The organism is Collinsella tanakaei, assembly GCF_016902615.1.
Taxonomy (GTDB): Bacteria; Actinomycetota; Coriobacteriia; order Coriobacteriales; family Coriobacteriaceae; genus Collinsella; species Collinsella tanakaei_A.
In genome coordinates this window covers 1-19,456 of sequence record NZ_JACJMB010000022.1, presented here as the reverse complement: position 1 = coordinate 19,456, position 19,456 = coordinate 1, and the positions used below count along the sequence as shown (strand labels likewise).

General features: G+C 64.6%; 18 protein-coding genes and 5 tRNA genes. 21 read left to right on the top strand and 2 right to left on the bottom strand.

Annotated elements, in window-relative coordinates:
* Positions 1-133: 133 nt before the first annotated feature.
* The 19 genes from disA to H6A21_RS07725 all read left to right on the top strand — a co-directional run bounded on the left by disA (position 134) and on the right by H6A21_RS07725 (position 16,745).
* Positions 134-1,168, top strand: coding sequence for a DNA integrity scanning diadenylate cyclase DisA (gene disA, locus H6A21_RS07815; RefSeq protein WP_428840758.1), 1,035 nt, complete (start codon positions 134-136; stop codon positions 1,166-1,168).
* Between the two features lies 1 nt (position 1,169).
* Entirely contained in the window at positions 1,170-1,883 is a 714-nt protein-coding gene (gene ispD, locus H6A21_RS07810) for a 2-C-methyl-D-erythritol 4-phosphate cytidylyltransferase (RefSeq protein WP_204562187.1), read from the top strand.
* A 66-nt stretch (positions 1,884-1,949) separates the two neighbouring features.
* Positions 1,950-2,441, top strand: a complete 492-nt coding sequence (gene ispF / locus H6A21_RS07805; protein ID WP_204562186.1) for a 2-C-methyl-D-erythritol 2,4-cyclodiphosphate synthase — start codon at positions 1,950-1,952, stop codon at positions 2,439-2,441.
* A 155-nt stretch (positions 2,442-2,596) separates the two neighbouring features.
* On the top strand, positions 2,597-4,066 hold the full coding sequence (gene cysS, locus H6A21_RS07800; protein WP_204562185.1) for a cysteine--tRNA ligase: 1,470 nt from the start codon (positions 2,597-2,599) through the stop codon (positions 4,064-4,066).
* A gap of 219 nt (positions 4,067-4,285) precedes the next feature.
* On the top strand, positions 4,286-5,236 hold the full coding sequence (rlmB, locus tag H6A21_RS07795; RefSeq protein WP_204562184.1) for a 23S rRNA (guanosine(2251)-2'-O)-methyltransferase RlmB: 951 nt from the start codon (positions 4,286-4,288) through the stop codon (positions 5,234-5,236).
* A gap of 2 nt (positions 5,237-5,238) precedes the next feature.
* On the top strand, positions 5,239-5,922 hold the full coding sequence (locus H6A21_RS07790; RefSeq protein ID WP_204562183.1) for an NYN domain-containing protein: 684 nt from the start codon (positions 5,239-5,241) through the stop codon (positions 5,920-5,922).
* 143 nt (positions 5,923-6,065) lie between these two features.
* A tRNA-Thr gene (locus H6A21_RS07785) sits at positions 6,066-6,140 on the top strand.
* A gap of 483 nt (positions 6,141-6,623) precedes the next feature.
* A tRNA-Tyr gene (locus tag H6A21_RS07780) sits at positions 6,624-6,705 on the top strand.
* 9 nt (positions 6,706-6,714) lie between these two features.
* Positions 6,715-6,790 (top strand) — tRNA-Thr (locus H6A21_RS07775).
* Between the two features lie 4 nt (positions 6,791-6,794).
* Positions 6,795-6,868: transfer RNA gene (locus H6A21_RS07770), tRNA-Met, on the top strand.
* 91 nt (positions 6,869-6,959) lie between these two features.
* Complete coding sequence (gene tuf / locus H6A21_RS07765) at positions 6,960-8,150, top strand: elongation factor Tu (protein ID WP_204562182.1); 1,191 nt, start codon at positions 6,960-6,962, stop codon at positions 8,148-8,150.
* Between the two features lie 204 nt (positions 8,151-8,354).
* Positions 8,355-8,504, top strand: a complete 150-nt coding sequence (gene rpmG / locus H6A21_RS07760) for a 50S ribosomal protein L33 (RefSeq protein ID WP_079989048.1) — start codon at positions 8,355-8,357, stop codon at positions 8,502-8,504.
* A gap of 12 nt (positions 8,505-8,516) precedes the next feature.
* Positions 8,517-8,592, top strand: a tRNA-Trp gene (locus H6A21_RS07755).
* Positions 8,593-8,669: 77 nt separating this feature from the next.
* Positions 8,670-9,026, top strand: coding sequence for a preprotein translocase subunit SecE (secE, locus tag H6A21_RS07750; RefSeq protein ID WP_204562181.1), 357 nt, complete (start codon positions 8,670-8,672; stop codon positions 9,024-9,026).
* A gap of 2 nt (positions 9,027-9,028) precedes the next feature.
* A complete protein-coding gene (nusG, locus tag H6A21_RS07745; protein WP_204562180.1) occupies positions 9,029-9,565 on the top strand; it encodes a transcription termination/antitermination protein NusG in 537 nt (178 codons plus the stop codon).
* A gap of 124 nt (positions 9,566-9,689) precedes the next feature.
* A complete protein-coding gene (gene rplK / locus H6A21_RS07740; protein WP_204562179.1) occupies positions 9,690-10,121 on the top strand; it encodes a 50S ribosomal protein L11 in 432 nt (143 codons plus the stop codon).
* 116 nt (positions 10,122-10,237) lie between these two features.
* Positions 10,238-10,945 carry a 50S ribosomal protein L1 gene (rplA, locus tag H6A21_RS07735; protein WP_204562178.1) on the top strand — a complete coding sequence of 236 codons (708 nt, stop codon included), beginning with the start codon at positions 10,238-10,240 and terminating at the stop codon, positions 10,943-10,945.
* Between the two features lie 173 nt (positions 10,946-11,118).
* The gene (locus H6A21_RS07730) at positions 11,119-13,473 is read left to right on the top strand and encodes a LuxR C-terminal-related transcriptional regulator (protein ID WP_204562177.1); all 2,355 of its coding nucleotides are present in this window, start codon (positions 11,119-11,121) and stop codon (positions 13,471-13,473) included.
* Positions 13,474-13,754: 281 nt separating this feature from the next.
* Entirely contained in the window at positions 13,755-16,745 is a 2,991-nt protein-coding gene (locus H6A21_RS07725; protein WP_204562176.1) for an S-layer homology domain-containing protein, read from the top strand.
* Between the two features lie 100 nt (positions 16,746-16,845).
* Here H6A21_RS07725 and H6A21_RS07720 read toward each other — a convergent pair whose 3' ends face one another.
* Together H6A21_RS07720 and H6A21_RS07715 are read right to left on the bottom strand one after the other, a co-directional pair.
* Complete coding sequence (locus H6A21_RS07720) at positions 16,846-17,103, bottom strand: hypothetical protein (RefSeq protein ID WP_204562175.1); 258 nt, start codon at positions 17,101-17,103, stop codon at positions 16,846-16,848.
* On the bottom strand, positions 17,103-17,486 hold the full coding sequence (locus H6A21_RS07715) for a hypothetical protein (RefSeq protein WP_204562174.1): 384 nt from the start codon (positions 17,484-17,486) through the stop codon (positions 17,103-17,105). The genes H6A21_RS07720 and H6A21_RS07715 overlap by 1 nt, the downstream gene beginning before the upstream one ends.
* Before the next feature lie 152 nt (positions 17,487-17,638).
* Between H6A21_RS07715 and H6A21_RS07710 the strand changes: the two genes are divergently transcribed.
* Complete coding sequence (locus tag H6A21_RS07710; protein WP_204562173.1) at positions 17,639-17,989, top strand: PadR family transcriptional regulator; 351 nt, start codon at positions 17,639-17,641, stop codon at positions 17,987-17,989.
* The gene (locus H6A21_RS07705) at positions 17,986-19,161 is read left to right on the top strand and encodes a permease prefix domain 1-containing protein (protein ID WP_204562172.1); all 1,176 of its coding nucleotides are present in this window, start codon (positions 17,986-17,988) and stop codon (positions 19,159-19,161) included. The genes H6A21_RS07710 and H6A21_RS07705 overlap by 4 nt, the downstream gene beginning before the upstream one ends.
* Positions 19,162-19,456 lie beyond the last annotated feature (295 nt).

Here is a 19,456-nt window from a genome sequence, read left to right as displayed (position 1 = left end):
GAGTAAAAATCCGAGTTTTCGAGTTTGAAAAAGAAGCCACAGGGCACCATGTTCCATGCGAAAATAGAAACATGACTGTGGCAGAAACGTACGATGGAGCAGCACATTGGATAAACTCGAGATTCAAAAGCGTATGGACCAGGCGATCAGGCTGACCGCCCCCGGCCAGCCCATCAGGACTGCCCTCGATATGATCATCGCGGGCCATCTCGGTGCGCTGATCTGCGTGGGCGACACCGAGCACGTGCTCGCGTCGGGCAATGACGGCTTCCCGCTCAACATCTCGTTTACCTCGAACCGTCTGTTCGAGCTCTCCAAGATGGACGGTGCCGTCGTCATTGACGAGGACCTCTCGCACATCCTGCGCGCCAACTTCCATCTGAATCCGGACGCGTCCATCTCCACGAACGAGACCGGCATGCGCCACCGCACCGCCGCCCGCATGAGCGTGCTCACGGACGCGATCGTGATCTCGGTGTCGTCGCGCCGCTCGGTGGTGAATGTGTACGTGCGCGGCAAGTCCTACGAGATCCAGCCGGTCTCCATCATCATGAGCTCCGTGAACCAGCTCATCGCCACGCTGCAGACCACGCGCACCTCGCTCGACAAGTCGCTCGTGCGCCTGACCGCTCTCGAGCTGGACGACTATGTCACGCTGGCGGACATCACCGACATCTTCTCGCTGTTCGAGATCATGCAGCAGGCGAAATCCGAGCTCAAGAGCTGTATCGTCAAGCTCGGCAACCAAGGCAAGCTCGTGCAGATGCAGATGGAGCAGCTCGCGGGCGAGAGCATGGACACCGAGTACGACCTCATGATCCGCGACTACGCGTCCGACTCCTCCGAGGAGAACGCGCAGCGCATCCGCGAGCGCTTCAGCCAGATGACGCCCGAGGAGCTCTCGAACCCCAACCGCGTGGCCACCGCGCTCGGTTTCGACGATCTGGACGAGGACTCCGTCATGACGCCGCTCGGTCTGCGCACCCTGTCGCGCGTGTCGGTGGTTCGCGACGGCGTGGCCGAGAAGATCGTGGACGAGTACGGCTCGCTGCAGGGCCTCATGGGCGACATCCAGAAGGATCCCGAGCGCTTGGGCGATTTCGGCGTGAACAACCCGGCGATTCTCGCCGACACGCTGGCGCGCATGCAGGGTAAGGCCGGTGCCTAGGGTGGCCGCATCGCACGCGGACACCTGCGCGGTCATCGTCGCCGGCGGCAGCGGGCAGCGCTTCGGCAACCCCGGCGGCAAGCAGCTCGTCGACGTGGCGGGGCGCCCGCTCATGTCGTGGTCGCTTGCGGCCTTCGACTGCGCGCCGTCCGTCGCGCATATCGTGGTGGTCTGCCCGGCCGAGCGAACCCGCGAGGTGCGCGAGCGCGCCGTCGAGCCCTTTGCGCTCACCACGCCCGTGAGCTTCGCCGCGGCGGGCGAGACGCGTCAGGACTCCACGCGTGCGGGCCTTGCCGCCGTGCCCGATACCTGCAGCTACGTCGCCATCCACGACGGCGCCCGCCCGCTCATCACGCCCGAGGTCATCGAGGGCGCACTCGCTGAGCTGCGGGAGCACGACGATGTGGACGGCGTGGTGTGCGGCCAGCCGGCAGTCGATACGCTGAAGGTCGTCGCGGACGACGACGTCATCGTCGACACCCCGCCGCGCAGTCGCTACTGGTGCGTGCAGACGCCGCAGATCTTTACGGTCGCCGCCCTGAGGCGCGCGGAGGAGGCTGCGCGAGCCGAGGGCTTCGTAGGCACCGATGACGCCTCGCTCGTGGAGCGCGTAGGCGGCCGCGTGCTTTGCGTCGAGAGCCCGCGCGACAACCTGAAGGTGACGCTTCCCGAGGACCTCCCCCTGGTCGAGTTCCTCCTTCGTCGCAACAAGTAGGTGGGACTCGCCCCCGCAACCTGCGGTATGATGCTGGGCTAAGGTACCCGAACAGAAGGGCTCGCCATGCAGCTGCCTGCGCTTTCTATAGGACACGGCTACGACGTTCACCGGCTGGTGGAGGGTCGCCGCTGCATCATCGGCGGCGTTGACATCCCGTTCGAAAAGGGGCTGCTCGGCCATTCGGATGCCGACGTGCTCGCCCACGCCCTGGCCGACGCCATCCTGGGCGCGTGCCGCGGTGGCGACATCGGCAAGCTGTTTCCCGATACGGACCCGGCCTATGAGGGGGCCGACTCGCTCGTGTTGCTCTCCCGCGTGATGGACTTCGCCCGCGAGCGCGGGTTCGAGCTCGTCGACGCCGACTGCACCATCGCGGCGCAGGCGCCGAAGATCACCCCGCATCGCGATGCCATACGCGCCAACCTCGCCCGTGCGCTCGGTGTCGAGGTCGAGCGCGTGGGCGTGAAGGCCACGACCACCGAGCAGCTCGGCTGGGAGGGTCAAGGCGAGGGCATCGGAGCCTGGGCCGTCTGCCTGCTCGCCCGATGTTGCTAGAGCATCCCGCATCCGGCGCCCCGTGTGCGCCGTCTGCAGCCGCACGTATCATCTCGCACGACATCCCGGGACCGCGCGCCCTACCCGGCGCGAACGTCTCCGTTCGCATGCAGGTCCGATAATCGCGCCGGAAACCCGTTGAGAGGACGAACCCCATGAAGATCTACAACAGCAAGACCCGCAAGAAGGAAGAGTTCCAGCCCATCGAGGAGGGCCGCGTCCGCATGTACGTGTGCGGCCCCACCGTCTACGACAACATCCACATCGGCAACGCCCGCACGTTCATCTCCTTCGACGTCATCCGTCGCTGGCTCATCGCCTGCGGCTACGAGGTGACGTTCGCGCAGAACCTCACCGACGTGGACGACAAGATCATCAACCGCGCCAACGAGCAGGGCCGCAGCGCCGAGGACGTGGCGGAGGAGTTCTCGAAGAAGTTCATCGACGTCATGCACAAGGCAAACGTGATGGACCCGGACATCCGCCCGCGCGCCACCCGCGAGATCGGCCCCATGATCGGCATGATCAAGACGCTCATCGAGGGCGGGCACGCCTACGCAGCGGACAACGGCGACGTCTACTTCGCCGTGCGCAGCGATCCCACCTACGGCGAGGTTTCCGGCCGCAAGATCGACGATCTGATGGCCGGCGCGCGCATCGAGGAGAATGAGGACAAGAACGACCCGCTCGACTTCGCCCTGTGGAAGGCCGCGAAGCCCGGTGAGCCCATGTGGAACTCCCCGTGGGGCGAGGGCCGTCCCGGCTGGCACACCGAGTGCGCCGCGATGGTGCACCGCTACCTGGGCTGCCCGATTGACATCCACGGCGGCGGCTCCGACCTCGCCTTCCCGCACCACGAGAACGAGTGCGCACAGGCCTCATGCGCTTGGCACCAGGGCTTTGCCAACACCTGGATGCACACGGGCATGCTGCTTGTGGACGGCGAGAAGATGTCGAAGTCGCTCGGTAACTTCTTCACGCTCGAGGAGGTGCTCGAGAAGCATTCCGCGGCGGCGCTTCGTCTGCTCATGCTCCAGACGCACTACCGCAGCCCGCTCGACTTCTCCTGGGAGCGTCTCGAGGGCGCGGAGAATTCGCTTGCGCGCATCGCGGGTACGGTGAACAATCTGAAGTGGGCGGCGGCCCACGCCGAGGGCACGCCGGATACGGAACCGGCGGCCGGTCTCATCGCCGTGACGGAGCGTGCCTCTTCCGAGTTCGAGTCCTGCATGAACGACGACTTCAACACCGCCGGAGCGCTCGCGGCGTACTTCCAGCTGGTGACCGAGGCGAACACCTACCTCGATCAGGCGGGTTCCGCTGTGGACGAGGAGGCGGCGACCGTGTGCGCGGTGAGCATCGCCGGCGCGTTCGCCCTGCTCGGCATCGAGCTGCCCCAGCCCGAGGAGGAGCTGCCGGTCGGCCTGCTCGGTGTGGCCGCGGGCCTTGTTGCCTACACGGGCGACGACGTGAACGAGGCCGCCGAGAAGATCCTCGCCGCCCGCGCCGAGGCGCGCGCTGCCAAGAACTGGGAGCTCGCCGACGCCATCCGCGACCAGCTGCGCGACATGGGCCTCATAATCGAGGACACCGCCGCCGGCTCCCGCATCAAGTACGCGAAGTAACGCCGGTATTCAACGGTTGCGAACCGCCCCTTGTTCACGCAGGGGGCGGTTTTCTTATGCCGAGACACGGCGTTTCACGCGCGGAGCGGTGGAACGCGCCCCCGGCGTCGGTCGGACGTCGGATTGGAGAAGCTGTCATGTTGCCCTATGGGAGTGTCTGCCTGCGGCTTCTGGAAATATACTGCATAGCCGAATACGCGAACAACAGATGAGGTGTATATGGCTCGACAGCAGAACAACAGGGGGCAGCGCCCCGATGCCCGTTCCGGCCGCGGCAGCAGCCGCGGCAATCGTGGGCAGGCCGCAGGGCCGCGCGGTGCCAAGGGCGCGGCGCGACCGGGCGATCGCGATCGGGCGGATGCGTCTCGTTCCGCCAAGCGTCCGGCACCGCGAGGCCAGGATGCTTGCGCGCCTGCGGGCTCCTTTCTCGAAGGGCGCCGCGCTGCCGCCGAGGCGCTGCGAGCGGGCTTTCCCATCAAGCGCGCCCTCGTGGCGGAGAACTCGTCGAAAGATGTGGTGCTGAACCAGCTCATCGATGCTCTGCGTGCAGCGGGCGTGGCGGTCCAGTACGTCGCGCGCGAGCAGCTCGAGGCGATCTCGAGCCACGGCGCGCACCAGGGCATCGCGCTTGAGGTCGGCGCCTATCCGTATGCGGACCTTGCGGACATCATCGCGCGGGCGGGCGAGGGCCCGGCGCTCGTCGTCGTGCTCGACCACGTGACCGATGCGGGCAACTTCGGCGCCATCGTGCGCTCCGCCGAGGTCGCGGGTGCCGCTGGCGTCGTGATTGCGAGCAAGCGCGCGGCCGAGGTGACGGTCGCCACATACAAGACGAGTGCGGGCGCGGTCATGCACCTGCCCATCGCGCAGGTCCCCAACATCGCTCGTGTGCTCGACGACCTGAAGGAGGCGGGCTTTTGGGCCTGCGGTTCCTCCGAGCATGCCGAGCAGGTGTGTTGGGACTCACCGCTTCAGGGCCGTATCGCGCTCGTCATGGGCTCGGAGGGGGAGGGCATCTCCCGCCTCGTGCTCGAGAAGTGCGACTTCTTGACGAAGCTGCCGCAGCGCGGCGAGACCGAGAGCCTGAACGTCGCCCAGGCGGCCACGGCGATGATGTTCGAGTGGATGCGCCAGAACCGCTCGGGCCTGTCCTTTGAGGCGGTCGAGTAGCCGTGACGAAGAAGAATCGCGCGAAATCCAAGGCGAAGCGTTTCGGCGAGGGCTCTGCGCAGAAGTACGTCGACGCGAGCACCTACGGCGTGGGCAACGCGTTTGCCTCCGCCTTCTCGGTGCCCGACGTGCCCCGCGGATCGAATGTGAGCGGCAAGCGCGAGCTGCTGGTCGTCGACGGGTACAACGTCATCCACGCGTCGCCGCGCTACGAGCAGCTCATCTTCGACAAGTCGGACGACCCGTATTCGCACGACGTGTACGACCGTGCCCGCACGGCGCTCGTCGCGGACGTTGCCGCCTTCTCGGGGCGTCGGTATGAGCCGGTTATCGTGTTCGACGGGGCGGGCAACGTTTCGGCCGACCGGCCCAACCTACCGCAGGCGGGCGTGCGCATCGTGTTCTCGCCCACGGGCGTCTCTGCCGACACCGTGGTGCAGCAGCTCTGCACCGAGGCCCGCGAGGCCGGGCGCGCCTGCACGGTCGTCACAAGCGACGGCACCATCCAGGCGACGGTCATGGGCAAGGGCGTGGCGCGCATCTCTGCCCGCATGTTCGTGGAGGAGATGCGCCATGTCGACGAGGACGTGCACGAGGCGGAGGAGGCCCCGCAGGTGAAGATGACGCTCGGCAGCAGGCTCTCGCCGGAGACGCTGGCGAAGCTTCGCGCCTTCAAGGCGCGCTAACCGGCAGACCCGCCCCTTGGTCGAGCATCGCCTTCTATGACGGCCTCACGTTCATGTATATGGAGGAGAGGGGAGGTTAGCCCTTGCCCCATATCGGCGGCATCGGCTATCCTGTAAAAGCTTCGCGCGAAGTCGCCAAGCGTGCCAGCGTGGCTCAACGGTAGAGCAAGTGATTTGTAATCACTGGGTTGCGGGTTCGATTCCTGTCGCTGGCTCCATTGAATGTAACAGGCCGGGGTGCTCAACGCCCCGGCCTGTTTTCGTATGAAGCCAGTTTCATACGGACAACGCCGGACGTTGCCATGCATCGACGTGCTTCGAGCGCCTTCGCTCGTCTCGTCCGTGAGATCTTATTGGGAGAAGGAGCTCGTCGCGTCCGCTCAATGGATAGGGAAGAGGCGTCTTTCCCGCAACGGTCTGCGTTTCAGTGTCGGGGTGCCAAATGGCGCGGCGGTCATACTGATCTTACGGCGCGTGAAAGAGCCATCCGCTCAACGTGCGGCAAGCGGCGGCAACAACAGGGTCTTCACAAGCTCACCACGCTAAAGCGGTATCAAAAGCGCAGGTAGACGGCTTAGTGTAAAAAGATAGATACGCCCGGACCCGTGTATTTGACATGTTTCCGTTGACATCGAGGGTCGGCGCGTCGTAATATCCTTCCTGCGCAGGGGCGGCCAGCCGCTCCGAGCGCGTGAACACATGGGAGTTTGCCCGAGTGGTTAATGGGGACGGGCTGTAAACCCGTTGGCTCTGCCTACATAGGTTCGAATCCTATAGCTCCCACCCGTTCACGCCTGTGTAGCTCAGTCGGTAGAGCACCTCGTTGGTAACGAGGAGGTCACCGGTTCAAGTCCGGTCGCAGGCTCCAGTACGGCGGTGTAGCTCAGCTGGTTAGAGCACACGGTTCATACCCGTGGCGTCACTGGTTCGAATCCAGTCACCGCTACCCAGGTAACACGGTGGCTTTCCTATATACTAGGGGAGCCACTAAGTTTATTGGTACGTCCCGCGGAGGGACACCTTAAGGAGGAGGCTTCATGGCCAAGGAAAAGTTTGAGCGCACTAAGCCGCATGTTAACATCGGCACCATCGGTCACGTTGACCACGGCAAGACCACGCTGACGGCTGCCATCACCAAGGTTCTCTCCGAGACCGACGGCTGCAAGGCTGACTTCACCGCGTTCGAGAACATCGACAAGGCTCCCGAGGAGCGCGAGCGTGGTATTACCATCTCCGTCGCTCACGTCGAGTACGAGACCGCCGAGCGCCACTACGCTCACGTCGACTGCCCGGGCCACGCCGACTACGTCAAGAACATGATCTCCGGTGCTGCCCAGATGGACGGCGCTATCCTGGTTATCGCCGCCACCGACGGCCCGATGGCCCAGACCCGCGAGCACATCCTGCTCGCCCGTCAGGTCGGCGTGCCCTACATCGTCGTCTTCCTGAACAAGTGCGACATGGTTGACGATGAGGAGCTTATCGACCTCGTCGAGATGGAGACCCGTGAGCTCCTCTCCGAGTACGACTTCCCCGGCGACGACATCCCCGTCATCCGCGGTTCCGCTCTCGGCGCCCTCAACGGCGAGGAGAAGTGGTATGACTCCATCCGCGAGCTCATGCACGCCGTCGACACCTACATCCCGACCCCGGAGCGCGACAACGAGAAGCCGTTCCTGATGGCCGTCGAGGACGTCATGACCATCTCCGGTCGTGGTACCGTCGCCACCGGTCGTGTCGAGCGCGGCGAGCTCAAGCTCAACGACCCCGTCGAGATCGTCGGCATCAAGGAGACCCAGTCCTCCGTCGCCACCGGCATCGAGATGTTCCGTAAGACCATGGACTTCTGCGAGGCTGGCGACAACGTCGGTATCCTGCTGCGCGGCATCAAGCGCGAGGACATCGAGCGCGGCCAGGTTCTCTGCAAGCCCGGTTCGGTCCACCCGCACACCAAGTTCACCGGCGAGGTCTACGTCCTCACCAAGGAGGAGGGCGGCCGCCACACGCCGTTCTTCGATGGCTACCGTCCGCAGTTCTACTTCCGTACCACTGACGTGACCGGCTCCGTCAAGCTCCCCGAGGGCACCGAGATGGCCATGCCTGGTGACCACATCACCATCGAGGGCGACCTCATTCACCCGATCGCCATGGAGGAGGGTCTGCGCTTCGCTATCCGCGAGGGTGGCCACACCGTCGGCTCGGGCATCGTCAGCACCATCATCGAGTAACTTTAGCTACTCGTAGCTGATTTGCGCTTTGAACCCGGCTCCTCTTCGGGGGAGCCGGGTTTTTCATGTCTACTCCTTTGTACAGGTTGTGTAACGAATTTGCAGATATCACCGGATTTCAAAGGAGCATTGACACGTTCTCGCATCTGCGGTTAAATGTTCCACCGTGCCCGTACGGGACGGTAAATGGAGGTTATTAGATACATGCGTACTCTCGTTACACTTGCCTGCACCGAGTGCAAGCGTCGCAACTATACGACGACCAAGAACAAGGCGAACATGCCTGATCGCATGGAGATCAAGAAGTATTGCCCCTGGTGCCGTCGTCACACCGTGCACAAAGAGACTCGCTAGTCTCACGTACATACGCCAGTAGTTCAATTGGTAGAGCAACGGTCTCCAAAACCGTCTGTTGAGGGTTCGAGTCCTTCCTGGCGTGCCAGTTTGTAATCCGTAAGCCTCCTTGTGAGGCTTACGGTTTCTATTGTAAAGATGTGCTTTAGCCCGGAGGTAAGCGCTATGGCCAACAAGAAGATGAAGAAGAAGGGCACGCAGACTGCGTCCGCCCCTGCTTCTAAGGTTGAGCCCAAGAAGGCTGACCTCAAGAAGGCCGACGCCAAGAAGGCTGCGCCCAAGAAGAGCGAGAAGAAGGCCGCAAAGGATAAAAAGGCCAAGCCCTCTCTGATCGCCCGCGCCAAGAAGTACATCGGCTCCGTCCGCTCCGAGATGAAGCGCGTCGTGTGGCCTTCTAAGAAGGAGCTTGTCAACTACTCGATCGCGGTTATCGTGTCGCTGGTCGTCGTCGGTGTGGTCATTGCCGGCCTTGACGCCCTGATCAGCGGCGGCCTGGTGATCTTCTCCGGGCTGAGGGGGTAGTCATGAGCAAGCGTTGGTATGTGGTTCACACCTACTCCGGATACGAGAACAAGGTCAAGGCTGACCTTGAGCATCGTATCGAGACCATGGGGATGCAGGACCGCATCTTCAATATTGAAATTCCTGTCGAGCGCGTCACCGAGATCAAAGAGGGCGGCAAGCGCGAGACGAAGGATGCTAAGATTTTCCCCGGCTATGTGCTCGTTCGCATGGAGATGGACGACGATGCGTGGACGTGCGTCCGCAACACGCCCGGCGTCACCGGTTTCCTCGGTGGCAACGGCAAGCCCGCTCCGCTCTCCCGCGAGGAGTACAACAAGATGATGCGGAAGTCCGCGAAGGGCGGTACGCCCAAGCGCACTTCGGTGAGTATCGAGGTCGGAACGGCCGTCAAGGTCATCTCCGGTCCGCTTGCCGACTTTGACGGCAAGGTCTCTGAGGTCAACGCAGAGGCCGGCAAGGTCAAGGTCACGCTGCTCATCTTCGGCCGTGAGACGCCGGTTGAGCTTTCGTTCGACCAGATCACGGTCATCGGCTAGCTTGTCGATCCGCGCGCACGCGCTTCGCCGCTCGGCCGCTCACCGAGCTGGTGTGCTTCTAACGGGTTCGCGCTGACGAGATAGGAACTATTCGACACGTTCGTGTTTTCAGGAAGGAATGACAATGGCTGAGAAGAAGATTGCCACCGTCATCAAGCTTCAGATTCCGGCTGGCGCCGCGAACCCCGCGCCTCCCGTCGGCCCCGCCCTGGGTGCCGCTCAGGTCAACATCATGCAGTTCTGCCAGGCCTTCAACGCCGCCACGCAGGACAAGCAGGGCGACATCATCCCCGTTGAGATCACCGTCTACGAGGATCGCTCCTTCACCTTCATCTGCAAGACCCCGCCTGCGGCTCACCTCATCAAGAAGGAGCTCAAGCTGAAGAGCGGCTCCGCCGTTCCGCAGCGCGACAAGGTCGGCCAGCTCACCCAGGAGCAGCTCACCAAGATCGCCGAGATCAAGATGCCGGACCTCAACGCCAACGACATCGAGGCCGCCAAGAAGATCGTTGCCGGCACCGCCCGCTCCATGGGCGTGACTATCGCCGACGCCTAAGGCATCCTTTTCGTTTGTTTTACGTCGGGCACACCACAGGGGTGTGCCCGTCTGCGCAATACGGCGCACACTGATGTGGGAGGGCATAAGCCCGCATACCACAGGAGGTAAGAAACATGGCCAAGCATGGCAAGAACTTCCGCGCTGCCGCGGAGAAGATCGACCGCTCCGAGCTCTACACCCCGCTCGCGGCTGTGAAGCTCGTCAAGGAGGTCGCTCCCGCTAAGTTCGACGAGACCGTCGAGGCTCACTTCCGTCTGGGCATCGATACCCGTAAGGCCGATCAGAACATCCGCGGCTCCATCTCGCTGCCCCACGGCACCGGTAAGACCGTCCGCGTGGCCGTCTTCGCTGAGGGCGCCAAGGCTGACGAGGCCCGCGAGGCTGGCGCCGACATCGTTGGTTCCGATGAGCTGATCGCCGACATCCAGAAGGGTGAGATCAACTTCGACGCCGCTATCGCCACCCCGAACATGATGGCGAAGGTCGGTCGCATCGGTAAGATCCTCGGCCCCCGTGGCCTCATGCCGAACCCCAAGCTCGGCACCGTGACCATGGATGTCGCCAAGATGGTCGGCGAGCTCAAGGCCGGTCGTGTCGAGTACCGCGCTGACCGCTACGGCATCTGCCACGTGCCGGTGGGCAAGGTCTCCTTCGACGACGAGAAGCTCGTTGAGAACTACGCTGCTCTCTACACCGAGATCCTCCGCGTCAAGCCCTCTTCCGCTAAGGGCAAGTACGTCAAGAGCATTTCCATCTCCTCCACGATGGGCCCTGGCGTCAAGGTCGATCCCGCTGTCCAGCGCGACTTCATGGCTGAGTAGCCTTCGCTGCTTCCGCTCACCATCTGCACCACAGAGCGCCCGTCTGCCTTGGCAGGCGGGCGTTTCTCATGCGTCTCATACTTTGGTATGATGACGCGACCGCGCTCCCATGCCAGCATGGTACCTGGCTGGGGATGGACCCAGGTAAAATCCAAGAGGCGGAGGTGCAGGGCATGAGCAACGTCGTCGCGGTGAACGAGTCGGTGCGCGTCGCCTTTGAGCAGGCTATGGAGGCCGGGCGCGTCGTGTACTTCTCGGCGCCGTGCGGATTCGGCAAGACGGCGACCATCGACTGTGTGCTCGCCGGATGGCGCGTGCTCAGGCTCGACGCCTCCGACCCGGCCTTCGAGCTTCCCGCCGACGCCGGCGACGGCACCTGGGACGTCCTCGTCATCGACCACATCCCCGACATGCTTGATGATGAGCTCCAGGGGCTCTGCGCGCTCATCCGGTCGCTCCCGGAGAAGCGCTTCGTGCTGGAGAGCCGCTCGGCGGTGCCTGGGGAGATGCTGTCGTTCCAATACGCCGGGCTGCTCACGCCCATCGGCACCCACGACCTCATGCTCGACCGCCAGGCGACGGCGAAGGTGTTCGAGGCGTACGGCGTCGAGCCCACCACCGTCGAGCTCTCGAACATCCTCGCCGTCTCGCACGGGTACCCCCTCGGTATCAACATCCTCGCGCGTCGTATGGCCGAGGGCGCCCCCTGGCGGCCCGAGACGGCGGATCTGGTGCGTCGCGAAATCTTCTCCTACTACGACGAGGCGGTGTTTCGCCAGTTCGACAAGCCCACGCGCCGCATGCTCATGAAGCTCGCCCCGTTCAACGAGGTCGAGGTCGAGCTCGTGGTGATGGTGACGGGCGACAACGCGGCCGGCGAGATGCTCAGCCGGGTGCTGCGGAAGACCTCGATGTTCATCCAGGACCGGTTGGGCCGCTACCGGTTCTGGCCGACCTTCAAGAGCTTCCTCGAATGGGAGCTCTACCAGTGCCACTCCGCGGAGCAGGTGCGCGACATCTTCGACCGCGGCGGCATCTACTACGAGCTGCACGAGGACTACGGCAACGCCCTCGCGTGCTACAGCAAGAGCGGCAACCACCGCAAGATCTCGGAGCTCCTGGAGCGCAACGCCGAGCTCCATCCAGGGGCGGCGCACTACAGCGAGCTGGAGCGCTACTACCTCGAGCTGCCCGACGCTGAGATCCTGGCGTCGCCCGCCCTCATGCAGGCGATGAGCATGCTGTGCGCGATCAAGACGGACTACGAGGGGTCCGAGCGGTGGTACCGCGCGCTTAGGGACTACGGCATGGCGCTCAAGCGCTCCGACGTGGCTCGCAAGGAGGTGAGAAGCCGGCTCGCCTGGCTCGACATCGCCCTGCCTCAGCGCCCGGTCGAGGCACTCGCCGAGACGATCCCCGCCGTGGTGAAGCTCATGATGAACCACGATGTCGAGCTCACCCCCTTCAGCGTGACGAGCAACCTGCCGAGCATCATGAACGGCGGCAAGGACTTCTCGGAGTGGAGCCGTCGGGACGACGTGCTCTACGCGACGCTCAAGCGGCCCGTGGAGGTGCTGCTGGGGCGTGACGGCGTGGGCCTGCCCGACGCGGCGGTGGCCGAGAGCAAGTTCGAGAAGGGCGAGGACGTCATGACGAGGCTGCTCTCGCTCATGTCCCGCCTGACGGAGATACGCCGCAGCGGCACACCGGACATCGAGTTCGCCGTGGTGGGCCTCCTCATCCGGGCACAGGTCGCCGCCGGCCGCCCGGGGGACGCGCGCGAGGCGCTCGCCAGCATCAAGGAGAGCTTCTCCGAGCGCGGGCTCGTCCGCTTCGGGCCGACCATCGCGGCGATGGAGTGCCGCCTGGCGCTGCATGTGGACGATGACGCGACGGTCGAGGCATGGCTTGCGGCCGAGGCGCCGCGCGACCCGCTGAACGTGCACGTCATGAAGCGCTACCTCTACCTCACCAAGGCCATGGCGGAGCTCGCGACGGGCGATCCGCGGGCGGCCCTGCTCACCCTGGCGCCCCTCGGGCGCTATGTCGAGCAGTGCCATCGCCATCTCGACGGCATCAGCCTGAGCCTGCTCGCGGCGATTGCCCATCGGCGGCTTGACGACCCCGCCTGGCGCGACGACGTGGCCCGTGCGCTCGACGAGGCATGCCCCTACCGTTTCGTGCGGCCGGTCGCCCAGTTCGGCACGGCGGTGCTACCGCTTCTGGATGCGTGCGGGTGGGACCGAGACGGAAAGTTCTTGAAGCGCCTCGTGGCAGCCGCGCGCGAGCAGGCCGCCTACTACCCGGACTTTCTGGAGCCGAGGCGCGACGTGGTGGCGCCGCTCTCCGGCGCGGAGCTCCAGGTGCTGCGCCTCCTTTGCGCGGATAAGAGCAACGCCGAGATCTGCGCGGTGCTCGACATCCAGCTGGCGACGGTGAAGACCCATGTGAGCAAGATCTTCCGCAAGCTCGGCGTGAACCGCCGCACGGAGGCGAAGACCAAGGCGCTCAAGTTGCATCTGGTGTAGGCGCTCCCGTCGTCCGCTTCGGGCGGGTACGGGCGCCGGCGCGGGCGAGAACCGTTCGCCTGTCCGGTAGGAATTGTGCGTATGGCACCCATGAGCCGGCAAAATAGTGTCTACGCCCGCACCCGGAGGCGCCGCTCTCATACTTTGGTATGATTTACAGCCATCCCTCCCTCTTCAATAATCGTGCGCAACGGCGCGGCCGCGGCCGCGGCACGGACACGGCGTCGCCCTGCTTCCAGGATTCCTTCCGGGGCGGTGCCAGGCATGAGGAGGAGTTGCGTATGAGCATGAGGAACGTCATGCGGGAAGGGGTGAAGCCACTCGCCACGGGCATGCTCGTGGGCCTGATGGCGCTGAGCTCGTTTCCCACGGTCGCGTTCGCGGGGGAGAGCGACCCGCAGATGGGAGAGGCCATCTACGACTGCGCCCAGGGTCTCACGTACTACAGCGTGGACAGCAGCCACATCGAGGACAGCAGTCGCCTGTTCTTCCAGGACCTCATGACCGGCAAGACCAAGTTCCTGTCCGACGCCTACACGGTACCGGGCAATCCCGCCGACCTCAACAAGGCCGACGGCTCGGGCGTGCCCGACGTCGACTCGTCGACCTGGGAGTCCCAGGCCTCCCGCTGGCAGGAGCTCGGCCAGGTCATCCAGGGCACGTACGGCAGCGGCACGGGAGACTCCAAGTTCAAGGCCGATTTCGACTACGCCCTCGGCGAGCACCTGGCCACCAGGCGCGACACCACGGGCGAGGTCTCGGTCGAAGACGTCCACCGCTCCGGCGGGGACGACGACTACTACGTCTACGGCAGCGGCTTCACGTCGGCGAGCTCGGTGGCGGACGCTGTCGACCAGATGGAGGACGACATCTGGGCGGCGTACCGCAACGCGGGCGGTGGTCGCAAAGACCCGAAGGACACGAAGGACGACCGCCTCGACGACGTGGCGATCGAGGAGAACACGGCGCTCGACAACTACACCTCGAACGACGTGTGGTACATGGACATCGGTGCCTACAAGACGAGCGGCAAGAACAAGAAGGGCCACTACCAGGCGCTCGGCTTGATCTTCAGCGACTTCAAGGTCTCCACGGTGCTCCCGGACGACGATGACTACTACACGCACGTCAAGAACAACGCCGCCTCCGACGGCGAGGTGTTCCTGAGCGACCTGAAGAACGAGACCAACCGCGACATCACGGGCGCCCAGACGCTCACCTCGACCGTCCAGGAGACGGCGACGAGCACCATCAACCGCAACACCTCGCTGGCCCAGGCGTTCAACATGTCGCGCACCGCCACCATGGGCGCCGGCGGCTCAGTCGTGGTCGCGAAGATGAACTCGAGCTTCGGCTTCACCATGGGGCTCACGACGACCGGCACCATCCAGGCCGGGTGGACGGACTCCGAGGCACTCACCGACTCGCTGACCAACACCTACACCGTCAATGTCCCGCTCGAGCCCTACACGAACGTCCTGCTGAAGCAGTACGAGAGCACGACCACGACGACCACGACTTACAACTGCCCGGTCGCCCTCGAGTTCGACGTCGCGGTGGTGGAGTGGACGCTCGACCCCTCGGACAACAACGCCAAGGCCGACACGCGGGTGCTCGCCGAGTTCAAGGACTCAGCCGCATCCGACCTGTACCAGCGCGCCATCGTGGAGAGGTCGCTCACCGACGGCGACGGCATCAACTGGAACTCTCTCATCGGCTCGAACACGACCCTCGAGAAGCGCGTCCAGCAGCTCGCGACGAGCTACGCCACCTCGACGACCGGCGCCACGATGGAGGTCACCGACAACTCCGTCACGCAGGAGGTCTACGGCAAGGAGGCCCTGCGTCCGCTCGACCGCGTCTCCGTCAACCATGCGGCGCTCTACACCGCGCGCCTCGGCAACATGAGGCCGGGCGACCGCTTCGTGGTGAACAACATCGCGCTCTCCGGCTACAACGACCAGAACGCCTCATACTACGGTTTCAACAAGCTCAACGGCCACTGGATCCTGGTCGACGATACTGGCGACGAGGTCACGGACAGCCCCATCGCCAGGCTTGAGAAGAGCCCTGCGAGCGGTCTCACCTCCTTGGTGGCGGGCGACCAGTCCGGCACGCTCACGCTCCGCTACGTGATCGACGAGGACGCGTACACCTCGAGCCTCTACCCGGGCCACTACACCACCAACGACGAGCTCAGTCGCACGGCCACGCTCGAGGTGCACGTGAACGCCGCGCCCGAGGTCTTCCAGGGCTTCATCGCGGTGTCCGGCGAGCTCACGGGCATCGTGGGCGACGCCCCGCAGGCCATCGAGGGCGACGACGCGCTGACCGCCACGGTCTACGATCCGACGGGCAAGGAGGTCGCGCAGGCCGTGACCTGGGAGGCGCAGGAGCTCACGGGCATCACCGTCGAGGACGGGGCCGTGTCCTTCTCCGTTCCCGGCACCTACCACGTCCGCGCCCGCGTCGACGACGTGTACTCCGACTGGTGCGCGGTCACCGCACAGCCTGCACGTGCGCTGGGCAAGGCCGAGATTCCCGAGAGCATGCAACTCAACACCGAGGCGCTCCAGATGTCCGACGTCCCTGTCGCCACGTACGACCAGTACGGCGATGAGTTCGCGACCGACGAGCCGGTCGAGTGGTTCGTCGTCTCCGGCGGCGCGACCATCGAGGACGGTATGCTGGTCCCCGGCGACTCCGGCACGATCGTCGTCGAGGCCACGGTGGGCGACGTCACGTCCAACCGGATGACGGTGAGCGTCACCCCCGAGGACACCAAGGCGGTCGCGTGGGGCATCGACAAGGGCGTCACGACCATGGACTTCGACAACTTCGACGGTGACGGCTCCTGCACCCGTGCCATGGCGGTGACCATGATGTGGCGCGCCGCCGGTTGCCCCGAGCCCGCAAGCCTCGACACCCCGTTCACGGACGTGGACGAGAACGTCTGGTACGGCAAGGCCGTGGCCTGGGCGTACGAGAACGGTGTGACCGACGGCACGACCCCGACCACGTTCGAGCCGGGCAGCACGGTGAGCCGCGCCGAGATCGTCACGTTCCTGTGGAAGCAGAACGGCCGCGGCATCATCATCGCCGATGGAAGCTCATTCCAGGATGTCCGATCGACCGACTGGTTCGCCAGGGCGGTCAAGTGGGCAGCGAGCCGGAGCGTCGTCATCGGGACCTCCCCGACCACGTTCTCCCCGTTCGAGAACTGCACGCGCCAGCAGATCATGCTCATGATCTACCGCAACGCGATGCGGTGAGCATTCGCAATACGGCCCGGGGCTGACGCCTCGGGGGATGGGGCGGGGCCGAGCGGTCCCGCCTTTCCTGTTTGTCGGGCCGGGACGTGCCCGGGCACCGTCAGTCCGAGGATTGAGCCTCCCAGTCGATGCTGATGACGAGCTGCGTTTCGGGCAGGCCGGTGATGCCGATGCATGCCTGCGGGTGGTCCCGCAGCCGTTCCATCGAGGCGCGGTCGACCTGGAACCGGTGCGTCACGCCGTCCCGGTCCTCGCCCTCGATGTAGTAGGTACTGCCGCCCTCGTCTCCCACCGTCTCCGTGGCGACGGGGTCGAGGGGCTCGATCGTTGGCGGGTCGAGCAGCAGCGGCAGGTCCATCAGCGGCAGGATGAGCCCCACCCAAAGGACGAGGGCGGCAAGTCCGAGCAGAAGACCCCCGCGCAGCCGTGCCCTAGGCGCCGGGGGAGCGTAGAGGCGTCCTTGTCGACCTCCTTGCCGTAGATGAGGCCGCCGATGCCGCCCAGCCCGAGCGCGACGAACACCACCGCGCCGATGATTGCGAAGACCGCAAGACCGTAGCGGCCCACCACGGCGACGAAGCCCTCCTGGAAGATGCCCCATGAGTGGCCCACGATATGGAGCATGGTCATCACAAACGCGACCACGGCGATGAGGATGGCCGCGACGAGCAGGGGCCACCAGCCAGGCATTTGGCCGGCCCTGCGGCTCTGCTCGTGTTCGGGGGAGGGGACGATATCCATAGGCTGCCTCCTTGGCCCGAGTATAGGGCGGGCGGCGCAGGCTGGGGTAAAGAACACGTAAGGGTTACTATATCGACAGACATAGTAATATGTGATACGCTAGTTCCAAGCTGTGGACACGTATGCCGATTGTGGGGCGGAGGAGGTGGCCGATGGCGACGAGGGGCGCGGTGAGCGACCTCATCAGGGGCAATATCGATGCGATCATCCTGCGCACCCTGAGCGATGGGGACTCCTATGGATACGAGATCCTGAAGGAAATCGCCGCAACGAGCCAGGGTGAGTACGAGATGAAGGAACCCTCGCTCTACACGAGCCTGAAGCGTCTGGAGGGCCAGGGATTCGTACAGAGCTACTGGGGCAACGAGACCCAGGGCGCGCGCCGCAAGTACTACCACATGACCGATGAGGGTGCGCGGGAGCTGGTCCAGGCGACTAACCGCTGGGTCAATGTCCGTCGCATTATCGACCGTCTGCTGAAGCAGGAAGGGGGAGCACGATGAACGAGCTGCGTATGTATGTGGAGCATCTGTTCGAGGGAAAGGTGCTCACGCCTGAGACCATTGAGCTCAAGGAAGAGATCTACGGAAACCTGATGGCCCGCTACGAGGACTATGTGGCCTCTGGGCTCAGCGATGAGGAGGCGCTCGCGCGCACGAAGGCGAGCATCACCGATGTTGACGATATGCTCGCAGGGGAAGGCGTTGCCGCGCCTGCCTCGGGTGCCGCCCCGACGACGGTGATGCCCGCGGCGCAGCAGACGGTGAAGATGGCGACGCCTGTTGCGATTGGGCGTGATGCCGGCGCTCCGACGCCGCCCGCGCTACCTGCCGCCTCCGGTGCGTCATCGGTCGAGCAGAAGCCGAAGTCGAAGACGCCGATGATCGCCGGCATCGCCGCGGTGGTCATCATCGCGCTCGTGGCGGTGATGTTCGGCGTAAACGAGTTCATCCTCGATCCCGCGCGGGAGCGTCAGGAGGACATCGCCGAAGCGCAGGCGGAACAGCAATGGCGCGATCAGCAAGCCCAGATAACCGGCGACAACTCCACGTCTGCTGACGGAGCCGGCACATCCACCCAGAACGGTTCCGGCGGCGGTGCCGACAGCTCGAACACATCGAGCAACCAGGGTACGACCCCGCAGTTCGCCGATCCCGAGGACCAGCTCGAGTATGAGGCGAGCACGGCCCTCATGGACGAGGTGCGGGCGAGCGGAGCCGAGCTGCCCCGCTCGTTTGCCGGCAGCGATGTGAGCGACGACGCGAAGCGCGGCGAGCTGGTGAGCAGGCTTCCGCTCGGGACCTATGTGGAATCCACAAGCGTGGCGAACAGCACGCTGGATCTCACGTATCGCGCAATCGACCACAACATCGACGGCGATGCGCTCGATTTGGCTCTCGCCTACGACGTCACAGCTCTGATGGCCGTCTATCCGTCGATTGACACGATCGGCGTGACGTTGAACGAGGATGATGATCACGAGCGCGACGTCGAACGCTATCAGTTCACCCGTCAGCTCGTGAACGAATACCTGGCGCGCGCGAGCAACTCGGCGATTACCCAGGTGAACGACTCGCTGTTCGAGTCCGACGAGTCGTGGGAGCAGACGCTGAATTACCTTTCGAGTGGGCGCTACTACGATGAGCTGACTGACCGCGCGGAAATCGACTCCTAGCGCGACTGCACGGCAGGGGCCGCACCAGCATGCAAGGGCGGGGACGTTGGGCGATCCGACGTCCCCGCTTTTTTCTGACGACGGGCTGCTGCTCGCGGCAGCGGAGGCCTTTGCCGCCGGGTCCCGTCCGGAGCATCATGATGTTCCGGAAGCCGAAACGGCGTTTTCCCAGATACGTGTGGCAACCATGAACGGAACACATGATGTTCCGTCAGCGGGGAACGGAGCCCACCCGAGTTGCGTGGCGATGGATGCGCAGGAACGAGGGCTGCCCGGGTGCACAAGGGGGTGGGCG